The following is a 14,184-nucleotide window of genomic DNA, read 5'->3' as shown; positions in this document are numbered from 1 at the left end:
AAGAAAGAGGAATGATTATGAATAAGATGGAACAGAATTATGACAGTATCCTGAATCTGGATTTTGACAGGAAGAACAGGATTTCTTTGCTCACGGCCAGGGATTTTATCTTTACCCATAAACGCCGTCGGGAATCGCTGGATGGAGAGTGGGGGTTCACTCCTGACGTGTTTCAGACCATAACCAGAAAACAACTGTTTTCGGCCCTGGATAAGGATGACCAGGGGAGATATGTGCCCATGGATTTAGACTTTTCTCACTTAGAAAAGGTGTCAGTGCCAGGATGTTGGAACTGTATCCGCGACCAATACTGGTATTACGAGGGTGAATCCGCCTATTTCAGAACCTTTATTTACGAAAAGGAGCAGGAGGGAGAACGGGTATTCTTAAGAGTTGGGGCTGCTAATTACGAGTGCCGGATCTGGCTGAACGGAACCCTGCTGGCCAGACACCAGGGTGGTTTTACACCATTTTGCGCGGAACTTACCGACGAACTGGCGGGAGAGAACCGGCTGATGATCACGGTGAACAACCGCAGGGAACTGGATCAGATTCCATCCATGAACTACGACTGGTTCAATTATGGAGGCATCACCCGTTCCGTGGAATTATTCCGTCTGCCCCAGGTGTTTATTCAGGACTTTTTCTGCAGCCTGGTCCCGGATACAAACTTTGAGAAGATTGAAATGAAGATTACTTTGAGCAGCGCATTGGCTGGACAAAACTGCCGGTTTTTCATCGAGGAACTGGGGATTGATGAGCCGGTTTTCACTGATGAGAACGGGGAAGCCGTTCTTCGCGCTTCGGCCCGTCCGGAACTTTGGAGTCCTGAGAATCCTCGGCTGTACACGGTGGCAGCGGTCTGCGGGTCTGACCGGGTGGAAGACCTGGTCGGTTTCAGGGAGATAAAGACTCAGGGCAAGAAAATTCTGCTCAACGGACAGGAAATTTTTCTGAAAGGTGTTTGCTGCCATGAGGAGAGCCGGGCTGGCGGCCGGACTTTGAGCGAAGAAGAGCAGATGGATATCATCCATACCGCCAAGGAAATGGGATGCAATGCCTTGCGTCTGGCCCATTATCCCCACAGTGAGAAAATGTCACAGCTGGCGGACCGGTACGGTTTGCTGCTATGGGAGGAGATTCCTGTGTACTGGGCGGTGGATTTTACTAACGAAGAAACGTTTCTGAATGCGCAGAATCAGCTGCTGGAGCTGATGAAACGTGATAAAAACCGGGCCAGTGTGATTATCTGGAGCGTGGGCAATGAAAATCCGGATACAGAAGAACGGCTGAGCTTCATGAAACGTCTGATTGATACCTGCCACGAATATGATCCATCACGTCCGGTAAGCGCGGCCTGCCTCGTGGATCTGGATACCATGTCAGTGAAGGATCGACTGGCCGCGTTTGTTGATATCGTCTCGTTTAATGAATACTATGGATGGTATTACCGGGATTACGAGGGTGTTGCCAGGATCCTGGAGAACACGGTCATTAACAAACCGCTGGCAATTACTGAGACCGGCGCCGGAGCCAGGACCGGGCATCACGGAGGAGCGGAAGAGCTTTTCACAGAGGAGCATCAGGAGAAAGTATACAGAAAGCAGATTGAATACACCATGGGCAGACTGCAGGGATTTTTTCCGTGGATACTGTTTGATTTTATATCACCAATCCGCAAGAACCCGATGCAGGGCGGGAAAAACAGCAAAGGGCTGGTGGACATGGATAAGAATAGAAAGAAAAAAGCGTTTTATGTAATGCAGGAGTATTATCAGTCAATGGAATAGGCTTGGAAACTTGTTTAGAAAGTTAAAGAACTTTTCATTTATCATGACTCCTTAAATTGCAAAATATGTGAATATGACAAATAGAGTGCGTTTCCAGGATTGGAGCCGCACTTTATTTGTATCATTATGAAATCAAAGCAGTAACATATTCAATCGCAAAGAGAGGGGGAATACCGGCTTGACAAATTCATAAAACTCGTTTACAATACCGGTTAGGCAAAACTAACTAAGGAGTAAGGAGGAGTCGTGCGCAAATTTATCTGGTTAAACCCTGTGGTAACTAAAATGTATGTAAATGAAACGCTGGAAAAGTATTTGGTGGAAAAAGGTTATGAGCCGGTGTCCTGCCGGGAAGATCATATTGCTGCAGTTAAGGGGAAATACAGGTCTGCCCTAGACAGAGCCCGCACCTGTATCGCAGATGTCCGATGTCCCATGGCTGTAGACTACATAAAAGAAGTATATTCTCCGGATTTTCTGGAATTTCCACCTATTGAGCCGATTCTTATACACTGTGCCAGAGAACTGCATAAAAGGCTGTCCGGTCAGGGAGCTTTATGGATCATCACGCCCTGCAAGGCGCTTTCTGATTTGGGAAGCCGCATCGGACTGCCAGAGACAAGTTTTTGTACGTGGAAAGAATTTGCCCGTTTAGAAAATATCCCGTTACTTGGAAAGAAACTGGCTGATAGTCCGATTCCTCCGGGCTTTTTTAGCGGTCATGAGGAGCAGGTGGTCGTGTTGGATGACAGGGAAAAAATCGATCTTTACTTTTCCTCAATTAACCGGAAGTCCGAGAAAGGGATCGTGGAGCTTCTGTACTGTTCCAGAGGGTGTCATCATGGAGACGGGGTATAGGGAGAGACTATGAGAAAAATGTGGAAAGCAGCTTTGCCACTTGGACTACTGTTTCTGCTGTGGCAGACTGTATCGGGTATGGGAATATGGAGTCAATATATTCTGCCTAGCCCCGAACGGGTTTTTCAGGCGTTTCTGACTATGATTCAGAACGGTTCGCTGTTTCAGCATATTACGGTCAGTCTTCTGCGGGTTTTTACCGGGTTTATAATCGCTTTTGTGCTGGCGCTCCTCCTTGGGGTCCTGGCAGGAGTGTATCCTGCAACCACGCCGTTTTATAAGCACCTTGTGGAATTTATGCGTAATGTTCCGCCGTTAAGCCTGATCGCACTGCTGATTCTCTGGTTTGGCATCGGAGAGACATCCAAGACCATTATTATTGTCCTTGCCTCCTTTTTCCCAATGTTTCTGAATATTAAAAAAGGACTTGCAGCCTGTGATGTCAAACTTTTGGAAGTAGGATATTCGTTAGGATTTTCCAAAATGAAGGTCTTTTTTAAAATCATGCTTCCCAATGCACTTCCGGATATTCTTGTGGGCATGAGAGTGGGCCTGGGGTACAGCTGGCGCGCAATCATAGGTGCAGAAATGATCGCGGCCTCCAGCGGTCTGGGTTATATGATTCTGGATGCTCAGCAGATGTCCCGTTCTGATAAGGTGGTTGTGGGGATTTTTGTGATAGGTATTGTGGGCTATCTGTGTGACCGTCTGCTTTCCCTGGCGATCCGCAGAATATTACATGGAGGTGTGGATGACAGCTGGAGTTAAAATAGAGAAGTTATGCAAAAGTTATCAGGTGGCAGAGAATCGCATGAAGGTTCTGGATAACCTGACGGCAGAATTTCCGAAAGAGAGCATAACGGTGATTTTAGGAAGAAGTGGCTGCGGCAAGACTACGCTTCTTCGGATTCTGGGCGGATTGGAGCCCTACGACAGCGGCACCCTGGATATCCCGGACCATGGCAAGATTGGTATGGTTTTTCAGGAACCCCGCCTGATGCCCTGGCTTACTGTCTGGAAAAATATAGGGTTCGGGCTGCCCCAAAGACGCATATCCGTACCAGATATTCAGGCCCTGATCCATACCGTAGGACTGACAGGTTTTGAAAAGGCCCGTCCCATGCAGCTTTCCGGAGGTATGCAGCAAAGGGTATCCCTGGCCCGTGCGCTGGCCTATAATCCGGAATTGATCCTGATGGACGAGCCCTTTGCCGCATTGGATTATTTTACCAGAACTGTCATGCAGGATGAATTGATACGTATTTATTCCCTGCAGAAAAAAAGCATTGTTTTCGTAACCCACAGCATTGATGAGGCTCTTTTAATCGGGCAGAAAATTCTGGTTCTTAAGCAGGGAAGTGTGGAACAGGAAATTTCTTTGTCGGGCTACACCTATCCAAGAGATCTTCTTTCCTCGGATCTTATAGAAATTAAAAAAAATATTATAACTACATTATGACAAAGGAGCGATATATGAAATTGAAGCGTATTTTATCTATATTTATGTCCGCCTTAATCGGCGTTTCCGTATTGACGGCCTGTGCCGGTTCGTCTAATACACAGCCGGCAGGAACAGGAGCCCCGGCAAACTCTGCAGAATCTACGGAAGAGGAATCAGAAACGGCAGCAGAAACGGATCCTCAATTCACCGTAAGCAAGATCGGTATCACCTATGTAAAATCTCCGTTGAATGTGCCGTCTATTGTGGAAAAGGAAAGAGGAATTTTCAATGAAGTCTATTCCCAATATGGACTTGAAGTGGAATACTCCAATTTAACAACCGGTCCAGAGCAGACACAGGCGCTGGCTTCCGGCGACATTCAGTTTTTGTATGCAGTTGGTGCCACCTCCGTTATTTTGTCTGCAGCTAATGATGCGGATATAAAGATCATCAGCACCTACAGCCGCTCTCCGGAAGCTTTTCGGCTGTTCACTGGAAAGGACAGTACGATACAGACCGCTCAGGATTTAAAGGGAAAAAAGATCGCGGGACCCAAGGGAACCATCCTGCATGAGCTACTGGCTGCATATCTGGCAGCAGCGGGAATGTCGGAAAGCGATGTGGAATTTGTTTCAATGGGGATTCCTGATGCACAGGCAGCGCTTGCCGGCGGTACAGTGGATTGTGCTCTTCTGGCAGGCCCGGTGGCTTATAATATGGAAAAGGACGGTTACCGCATCGTGACCAGCGGCAAGGGACTTGTTGATGCCATTATCGTAGTCGCGACCAGCAACGAATTCTATGAAAAAAATCCTCTTTTAATAAAAACATTTCTTGAGGCTCAGGATAAGATCCAGGATTACATGAAAGATAACCCGGAGGAAATCCTGGACATTACGGCAAAAGAAACTGAACTCAGCATTGACGCCGTGAAAGAAATGTTTCCCATGTACGATTTTAACACGGAAATAACGGATGATGATATTGTATCAATGAAGAAAACAGAACAGTTTATGAGAGAGAATGGGATGATTGAAACAGAAGTAAATATTGAGGATCTGATTCTCCGCTTGAAATAACCATAGAAGAAGAGCATTTAAAAGGCACGTCTCCTTAGATGGAAAAGGCGTGCTTTTTTTGCTCAAGCAATTAAATTTATATTACAAAATTCTCTTGACAAAGCACATGAAACAGTATAAGCTATTAACAGTGTTAGTTGTGAATGCTGATACCCGTTTGAAAGCTGGAGGTGAATAGATTGAGCAGTATAGAAGAACTGGTTGATTCATTGAGTGAACTGATGTCCCGTGGAAAAGTCATGGATGAATATAATCGTTCTGGAAAAGGTGAAATTTTCATTTTACGATATCTTTATACGAAAGAAGCACCTGCATCGCCTTCTGAATTAAGTGAGGCGCTATGCAGCAGTACGGCCAGAATCTCTGCGGCCCTCCGTACCCTGGAAAAGAAGGGGCATATTCACCGTGAAATAGACACCACGAACCGGCGCTTTATTCTAGTTACAATAACAGAAGAAGGCCGTGAGCGGATTCGTGCAAACATTCAGCGAATGCAAAATCATTTGATTCAAGTGTTAACTGAAATGGGTGAAAAAGACGCAAGGGAATTTGTCCGCCTTTCCATGCGTTTCTTTGAGATTGCCCAGAGCACCAGACCTGATCCTTTTGAATAGAATAATGGGAAACGGGGAATAAGAATAGTAAAATAAGAATGCAGACCAAACAGGTCTGCATTTAAGGGACGGATATCTAACAGCGTTCAATATGAACAGTAATAATAAGGAGGCTTTTTTCTATGATTAGAATTTTTAAATATCTCAAGCCCAAAGAATGGCTGATGGCTTTTATCAGTTTGGTTTTTGTGGTGGTACAGGTATGGCTGGATTTAAAATCGCCGGATTACATGTCAGAGATAACCATGTTAGTACAAACGCCTGGTAGTGCCATGAGCGATATTTGGCTTGCCGGGGGTAAGATGCTTCTTTGCACACTGGGCAGTTTGGCAGGCGCTGTTATCGTTGGCTTTTTTGCGGCACGGATTGCCGCCGCATTTTCCAGACGTCTGCGCAGCCTGCTCTTTCATAAAGTGGAGTCCTTTTCCATGGAGGAAATCAACCGCTTTTCCACTGACAGCCTGATCACCCGTTCTACAAATGATATTACACAGATTCAGATGTTGATTACAATGGGGTTAATGCTGATTATCAAAGCTCCGATTATGGCTGTTTGGGCGATTACCAAAATCGCGGGTAAAGGCTATGAATGGTCACTTGTCACAGGAGCGGCAGTTGCGCTTTTAGTTGTCATGATCGGTATTATCATGATCTTTGTGATGCCGAAATTTAAGAAAATGCAGGCTTTAACAGATAATATGAACCGGGTTACCCGTGAAAACCTCACAGGACTTCGTGTAGTAAGAGCTTATAATGCCGAGGATTATCAAGAAAAGAAGTTCCGGGAAGCCAATGAGGAATTAACCGGTACCCAGTTGTATACAGGCCGTGCTATGGCAATTATGATGCCCATTATGTCAATGATTATGAGCGGACTGTCCCTTTCCATCTATTGGATCGGTGCCTATTTAATTCATGCGGCGCAGATGGCGGATAAACTGACGCTGTTTTCTAACATGGTGGTATTCTCCAGCTATGCGATGCAGGTTGTTATGTCGTTTTTGATGCTGGTCATGATTTTTATTATGCTCCCGCGAGCCAGCGTTTCCGCCAGGCGAATCAATGAAGTGCTGGACACCGAACCTACAATCCTTGATGGAGGCCTGACAAATGGAGTACCTGGTCTGGAAGGTGAGGTTACGTTTAAACATGTGGGCTTTAAATATCCGGATGCAGCGGATTACGTGCTGGAGGATGTGAGCTTTACGGTAAAGAAGGGGGAAACGATTGCTTTCATCGGTTCCACAGGAAGTGGTAAATCAACCCTGATCAACCTTGTGCCTCGCTTTTTTGATGCGACAGAGGGAGAAATCCTGATTGACGGTGTGGATATTAAGGAGTACACACAGGAGGCACTGCACAATAAAATTGGTTATGTGCCGCAGAAAGCGGTTCTGTTTAAGGGCTCGGTTTCCTCCAATGTGGCATACGGAGATAATGGGGGCAATGGCTTTTCAGAAGACGAAATCAAAAGAGCTGTTGCAATTGCACAGGGTACGGATTTTGTTGAACGCATGGAAGGCAGTTATGAAGCAGACATTGCCCAGGGCGGTAACAATGTATCCGGCGGGCAGAAACAGCGGCTTGCCATTGCCCGCGCTGTCTGTCGAAAGCCGGAAATTTATATATTTGATGATTCCTTTTCAGCACTGGATTATAAGACGGATCGGATTTTGCGTAATGTGCTGAAAAAGGAAACCGCAGGTGTTACCAGTATGATTGTGGCACAGCGAATCGGCACGATTATGGATGCCGATCAGATTATCGTGCTGGACGAAGGCAGGGTTGTGGGCAAAGGCAAACACAAGGATTTGCTGCAGAACTGTGAGGTATACAGGCAAATTGCCATGAGCCAGTTAAGTGAGGAGGAGCTTGTGTCATGAGTGAACAAAGAACGAACAGAAGGCCGGTAGCCGGAGGTCCTGTGGGACAGGGGGCTGTCGAAAAGCCAAAAGATTTTAAAAGAACATGGGGAAAACTGATCGCCTATTGTAAAAATTATATGCCTGCAGTGGTTGCCGCTCTTGTTATGGCAGCAATCGGAACAGTGCTGCAAATTATCGGTCCGGATAAATTGAAGGAAATGACCAACGAGATCATGAAAGGATTACCAACGATGATCAATGGTGTTCCGGTCGCCGGTGCAATCGATTTTGGTGCGGTAAAAAGCATTGGGTTTCTGCTGGTAGCTTTTTATGCAGGCTCAGCGCTCCTCAACTTTATTCAAAGCTTTATGATGACAACGGTAACGCAAAAAATCAGCAGAAATATGCGTACCGGTATATCACAGAAAATCAATAAGCTGCCTTTGAAATATTTTGACCGGGTAAGCTATGGCGATATTCTCAGCAGGGTGACCAATGACGTGGATACCATCGGCCAGACCATGAACCAAAGCATCGGAAATCTGGTTACATCCATCACCATGTTTGTGGGCTCAGCAATTATGATGTTCTACAATAACTGGATTATGGCGTTGACCGCTGTGGGATCAAGTGTTTTTGGTTTTATTATCATGGGTGTTATCATGGCAAAATCGCAGAAATATTTCGTTCAGCAGCAAGAAGATCTGGGTGTAGCCAATGGTCATATTGAAGAAGTTTATTCCGGCCATAATGTGGTGAAGGCTTATAACGGGGGGAAAGAGGCCGGACGTTTTTTTGAAAATGTGAACGAGAGCCTGTATGACAGCGGCTGGAAGAGCCAGTTTATGTCTGGATTGATGATGCCGCTTATGACGTTTATCGGTAACTTTGGATATGTTGCTGTCTGTGTGGTAGGTGCGGTGCTGGCTATGAACGGAACCATCAGCTTTGGTGTGATCGTTGCGTTTATGCTGTATATCCGTTTGTTTACCCAACCGCTTTCACAAATTGCACAGGCATTCCAGAACCTGCAAAGAACCGCGGCCGCCAGTGAGCGCGTCTTTGAGTTCTTTGATGAAGAGGAGCTGTCTGATGAGAGCCAAAAAGCAAAAACCCTTATCAACGTGAAAGGTGATGTGGAATTCCGGCATGTAAAGTTTGGTTATACCCCGGAAAAAACCATTATCAATGATTTTTCAGCTCAAATTAAAGCTGGACAGAAAATAGCCATAGTGGGTCCGACCGGTGCAGGGAAAACAACAATGGTCAATCTGCTCATGCGCTTTTATGAACTGGATGGGGGAGAGATATTGCTGGATGGCATTCCAATCAGCCAGGTGCCAAGAGAGAATGTCCATGAGCAATTTTGTATGGTATTGCAGGATACATGGCTTTTTGAAGGCACCATCAAGGAAAACATTATCTACAGCAAGCCGGGGGTGACAGATGAACAGGTGATCGCTGCATGCAAGGCAGTAGGACTTCATCATTTTATCAGAACTCTGCCTCAAGGGTATGACACATTGCTGAATGACAGGGCTAATCTTTCACAGGGACAAAAGCAGCTTGTCACCATTGCCAGAGCCATGATCCAAAATGCTCCCATGCTGATTCTGGATGAAGCAACAAGTTCCGTAGACACACGCACCGAAATTCTGATTCAGGAGGCTATGGATAAGCTGACGATAGGACGCACATCCTTTGTCATCGCACATCGCCTGTCCACCATCAAAAACGCCGACTTAATCCTGGTCATGAAAGATGGGGACATTATCGAAAGCGGCAGTCATAAGGAACTGCTGGAAAAGGGAGGTTTCTACGCGGAGCTTTACAACAGCCAGTTTGAACCTGCAGCATAGATCTGTTTAGTTTCTTTTGAAATTTCTTTCATTGATATAAATCTAAAAATACATGAAAACATCAAAAAATTCGTTCCGCCCTCTCACAAATCCGGCAGTGAGGGGGTTTTCTTCATTTCTCTTTTATCATTCAGCATCTGAATTTTTAAGTGAAAGTTTACTTTCATTTTACCGCACATTGGTGGATAAGTTTACATAGTACAATTATACTGAAGGTGAAACAAAAATGATTTTAAAGTTGTGACGCCGTTTTTAGACTGTATCAGGTCATTCGGCAAACCATAGGATAAGGAGGTGGCTTTATGCAGCTGCAATTTCCGGCCTTGCCGGAAGAACTGACCAGCGCAGAACAAAAAATTGTAGAATATATCAGCAGCCATACCGACGAATTTTTGTTTAAGCCCATAGGGCAGCTGTCTGCCTGTCTGGGAATATCGGATGCCACACTTTCCCGTTTTGCGCGGCATGTGGGATGTAAGGATTTTAAGGAGCTTAAGCATGTAGTCATGCAGCAAAGTACGGGACATGGGCTGACACAGAAAATGGCTGCAGCCTTGATGCAGGAGAGGGGATTTATATTGCAAAACTGGCTCTTGCGACAGCAGTTTTGCTTGCAGAAAACCCTGGAGCAGCTGGAAGTATCGGAATTTGAGCGTGCAATTAGGGCGATTATGGAGGCAAAATGCATCTTCATCCACGCGAAAAATGCCTCCTCCTCGCTGGGACAGCTTCTGTTTTTCCGCCTGCGCCGCCTGGGGCTTTCCGTGATGCTCCTCCCCTCCGGCAGCTCCGAGGGGCTTGAGGGTTTGGCACAGGCCGCAGCAGGAGACCTTGTCATCCTGTTTAACTTATCTAAAGTTTCCCGGGAGGGACGTATGATTCTCGATTATCAGAAAGAAGCCGCTTATCATACGCTGGCCTTTACCAGCAGACTGTATGCACCTGCTGAGCAAAAAGCGGATGTGCAGCTGTATATTTACCAGGGCGAGGAAAGGGAATACCATTCCATGTCAGCCCCTGCTGCTATCGTAGATGGGCTGGCTGTGGCAATGTCCGAACGAATAGGGTTTGAATCTGCCCCGTGGCCGTAAGGAGGAAGGTACATATGAATCCTGCAAGTATACTGTCTGAGATTCTAAACGGAGGCCACATTCGGTCGGTTTACCAGCCTATTGTTTCCTTCCAGGATGGCCTCATCTGGGGCTATGAGGCTCTGAGCCGCATAACGCTTCCTGACTGCTATTTAAACATCGAGCAGCTTTTCGAACTGGCGGTAAAAACCCGGAAACTATGGGAACTGGAAAAACTCTGCCGTACCCAGGCTCTGAAAGGTGCCCGTACCAAACCTGCCGGGATGAGACTTTTTCTCAATGTGGATCCTAATACCGTCTATGACCCAGGATTTATCGCCGGATTTACCCGTGAAAAACTTTTGAAGTTAAAACTGAACCCTGATGATATCATTTTTGAAATTACGGAAAAGAATGCCGTCAGCTCACTCTCTGTTTTTACAGAGGCATTAGGCCATTACCAGCAGCAGGGCTTTCAAATCGCCATCGATGATTTTGGTTCCGGTTACTCCGGCCTTGCCCGTGCCTGCGTCTTTTCCCCCAATTACTTAAAAATTGACATGTCCATTGTCCGGGGCATCGACAGGGACAGGAGAAAACGATCCGTTGTTCTGGGAATTGTGAAGTTCTGCCGGGAAGCAGGGATTCAGATCATTGCTGAAGGGATCGAAACCCGGGAGGAGCTGTCCGTCCTCATCGATCTTGGTGTGGATTACGGGCAGGGGTACTTTCTGGCCCGGCCCGATGAGGCGTTCCCAACCCTTCGCGGAGAGGTGGAGCTTCTGATTCGCCGGCTTTGGAAGGAGAAACAGGCTCCGGCCCCATTGCCCTTAGGATTTGATACTGTTGGATCCATCTGCCAGCGAAAACCGCCAATCTCCCCAAAGGAGCATGCCCTTCCTATCTACGAGCGTATGAAAGCAGACCCCTCGCTTACGGAACTTTGTGTGGTGGATGGGGAAGGCCGCATTCACGGCATCCTTACCCGCAGTTATCTGCTGGGGAGCTTCAGCGGACAGTTTGGATACACACTTTCTTCCCGCCGGACTGTGGGTGAGCTGCTGGGGCAGGACTTTATGGCTGTAGACTGCTGTGCGACTGTGGACGAGGTGGCAGCCCTGGCAATGGAGCGGGATTTTTCCAGTGTCTATGATGCTGTAATCGTGGTAAACCATGGGAGGTATCTGGGTGTGGTCACTGTCCGGGATCTGCTGATTGCCGCCATCAGCATACGGGAAAGAAATGCGGCAGATGCCAGCCCCCTCACAGGTCTGCCCGGCAACAATGCCATCCAGCGCACCATCTTTGCGCTGATTCAGGAGACGGAACCCTATGCCATTGTTTATCTGGATCTGGATAACTTTAAGGCCTACAACGATGCCTATGGTTTTGCATACGGGGACTGTATGCTCAAGGCTCTGGCTCAGACAATGAAGCTCTGCTGTTCTGAGGAAGATTTCATGGGCCATATCGGCGGGGACGACTTTGTGATTATCACCCGGGACATGGAGCGTTTACCAAAGCTGTGCGGTGATATCATTGTCACCTTTGCCGGCCAGATTGAGTCCCTCTATTCTCCTTCCGACTGGGAGAGGGGATACATTGTTTCCAAGGACAGGAATGGTTTTTCAGATAATTTCCCCATTTCGACCCTGTCTATTGCCGCCGTTACCAATCGTGACCATAACTTCACCGAGACCGAAGTCCTTTCCCAGACCATTGCAAAAACCAAAAAGCAATGCAAGCAGCAAAAAGGCAACGCAGTAATCATTGTATAAAGCCTGTTACTTAAAGTGAAAAATACAACATATGCAGAAAGTAGGAGTGCAATGCCAAAAACTTATGTGCTAGATACCAATGTGCTGATTCAGGCCCCTTACGCCTTAGAATCCTTTGAAGAGAACTACGTTGTCCTTCCCCTGGCGGTGCTGGAAGAGCTTGACAGGCTGAAGAACTCCGACGGAGATCGGGGCAGCAACGCCCGGCAGGCGATTCGGTTGCTGGAAAATCTGCGCCTTTCCGGAAGCCTCACCGAGGGAGTTCCCCTTCCCGGAGGTGGATTCCTGCGATTGGAGGTAAACCATGTGGATGTTCCGCTGCCCGAAGGAATGCAGCCCTGCAGTCAGGACAACCGCATTCTGAAAGTGTGCAAGGGATTGTGCAATCAAGGGGAATCTGTCATTTTAGTTACCCGGGATATTGTAGTCCGGATCAAGGCACAGATGATGGGGATTCCTGCGGAGGACTTTACTACCGATCAGGTTCCCGCTCCTTCGGGCCAGTACACTGGGCGAGCGGAAGTATATGCTCCCGATGAAGCCCTGTCCTCCTTTAAGAAAAAAGGAGTGCCGGCTGAGCTGCTTTACACCGTGGATGATGACGGAACAACGGTCCCGGTAAAACTCATTGAAAATCAGTTTGTACTGATCCGCTCGGATATTTCGGAAAAAAAGACTGTACTGGGCCGCTTTCATAAGGGAAAAGTTGTCGCGTTGGCTTACAAGAATATCCGGCCGTTCGGGGTAAAAGCACGTAACGTGGGCCAGCAGTTTTTGCAGGAAGCCTTGATGCTCCCCGCTGATGAGGCCCCCTTGGTGATTGTAAAAGGCCCTGCGGGTACGGCTAAGACATTTTACGCTCTGGGGGTGGGATTGGAAAAAACAGTGGAGCAGTCACAGAAAGAATACCGCAAGCTTCTCATCTGCCGTCCCAATGCTCAATTTGATCAGGACATAGGTTTCCTTCCGGGAAGTGAGCAGGAAAAAATTTCTCCACTTCTTCGCCCTATCGTGGATAACCTTGAAATACTTCTGGATCACGGTCCCCATGAATCCCGCTGGGATGAAAAGGAACTGCACAGCAGAATCGATTATCTTTTTACGACAGGTATTATTTCAGCCGAGGCGATGAACTTTATGCGGGGACGTTCCATCACTGATACCTGGCTTATCATTGACGAGGCACAAAATCTGACTCCGCGGCAGGTGAAAGGAATTGTTACACGTGTGGGCAAGGGCACTAAAGTCATTTTGCTGGGAGATCCGGCCCAGATAGACCATCCGCTTCTGGACGAGCGCACCAACGGCCTTTCTTACGCAGCAGAGCGGATGAAGGGCAGCCCGCTCAGTGTTCAGCTTACCATGCTCTCTGATGAATGCGTGCGCTCGGACCTGGCCTTGGATGCTGCTCAGAGGATGTAAAAGCCACGCAGAAAGAATTGGGAAGCCGGCTATGTCCGCTAAGATCAGAAGCCGCAGGCGTAAAAGCCTGCGGCTGTTTTTCACTCAACAGAGACGGACAGCTGGTAAAAATTAAAGACAAAGAATCTATAAAGAGGCCTTTATTTCTTCCGCTGTATAGCTCTTTTTACGGCTGCCGCAATATCCTGGGCCGTAAGCTCGAATGTATCGCCAGCAAGACGTAAATCTATCTGCTTTGGAGCGAATCCTAGAAAAGGCATTTAACAATGACCGGCCATGGGACGAGTTGTTTTGCTAAAGGGGCTGTTGTAAAGGTAGACTGAATCACCTACCGGAGCAGCAGCTCCGTTTTTATGCTTAAAAGCGAAAAAGCAGGTTTTGAAGAACCTGCCATCCATGGTATAATTA

General features: G+C 47.2%; 11 protein-coding genes. All 11 read left to right on the top strand.

Annotated elements, in window-relative coordinates; all coding sequences use genetic code 11:
* The first annotated feature begins 17 nt into the window (after positions 1-17).
* A complete protein-coding gene (locus K401_RS0128640) occupies positions 18-1,790 on the top strand; it encodes a glycoside hydrolase family 2 protein (protein WP_034620066.1) in 1,773 nt (590 codons plus the stop codon).
* Positions 1,791-2,036: 246 nt separating this feature from the next.
* Positions 2,037-2,648, top strand: a complete 612-nt coding sequence (locus K401_RS0128635) for a hypothetical protein (RefSeq protein WP_024296166.1) — start codon at positions 2,037-2,039, stop codon at positions 2,646-2,648.
* A 141-nt stretch (positions 2,649-2,789) separates the two neighbouring features.
* A complete protein-coding gene (locus K401_RS0128630) occupies positions 2,790-3,416 on the top strand; it encodes an ABC transporter permease (protein ID WP_330363187.1) in 627 nt (208 codons plus the stop codon).
* Entirely contained in the window at positions 3,400-4,107 is a 708-nt protein-coding gene (locus K401_RS0128625) for an ABC transporter ATP-binding protein (RefSeq protein WP_024296164.1), read from the top strand. Before K401_RS0128630 ends, K401_RS0128625 begins: the two co-directional genes overlap by 17 nt.
* 14 nt (positions 4,108-4,121) lie before the next feature.
* The gene (locus K401_RS0128620; RefSeq protein ID WP_166435303.1) at positions 4,122-5,168 is read left to right on the top strand and encodes an ABC transporter substrate-binding protein; all 1,047 of its coding nucleotides are present in this window, start codon (positions 4,122-4,124) and stop codon (positions 5,166-5,168) included.
* A gap of 179 nt (positions 5,169-5,347) precedes the next feature.
* Positions 5,348-5,782, top strand: coding sequence for a MarR family winged helix-turn-helix transcriptional regulator (locus K401_RS0128615; protein ID WP_024296162.1), 435 nt, complete (start codon positions 5,348-5,350; stop codon positions 5,780-5,782).
* Positions 5,783-5,904: 122 nt separating this feature from the next.
* Positions 5,905-7,665: an ABC transporter ATP-binding protein gene (locus K401_RS0128610; protein WP_024296161.1), complete on the top strand. Its 1,761-nt coding sequence runs from the start codon at positions 5,905-5,907 to the stop codon at positions 7,663-7,665.
* Positions 7,662-9,506: an ABC transporter ATP-binding protein gene (locus K401_RS0128605; RefSeq protein ID WP_024296160.1), complete on the top strand. Its 1,845-nt coding sequence runs from the start codon at positions 7,662-7,664 to the stop codon at positions 9,504-9,506. Before K401_RS0128610 ends, K401_RS0128605 begins: the two co-directional genes overlap by 4 nt.
* 302 nt (positions 9,507-9,808) lie before the next feature.
* On the top strand, positions 9,809-10,597 hold the full coding sequence (locus K401_RS0128600; protein WP_024296159.1) for a MurR/RpiR family transcriptional regulator: 789 nt from the start codon (positions 9,809-9,811) through the stop codon (positions 10,595-10,597).
* A 14-nt stretch (positions 10,598-10,611) separates the two neighbouring features.
* Positions 10,612-12,354 (top strand): GGDEF domain-containing protein, encoded by a 1,743-nt coding sequence (locus K401_RS0128595; protein WP_024296158.1) that lies wholly within the window; start codon positions 10,612-10,614, stop codon positions 12,352-12,354.
* A 51-nt stretch (positions 12,355-12,405) separates the two neighbouring features.
* A complete protein-coding gene (locus K401_RS0128590) occupies positions 12,406-13,776 on the top strand; it encodes a PhoH family protein (RefSeq protein WP_024296157.1) in 1,371 nt (456 codons plus the stop codon).
* Positions 13,777-14,184 lie beyond the last annotated feature (408 nt).

The organism is Lacrimispora indolis DSM 755 (assembly GCF_000526995.1).
In the GTDB taxonomy this organism is placed as follows: Bacteria; Bacillota; Clostridia; order Lachnospirales; family Lachnospiraceae; genus Lacrimispora; species Lacrimispora indolis.
This window is presented reverse-complemented; position numbering and strand designations above follow the sequence as displayed.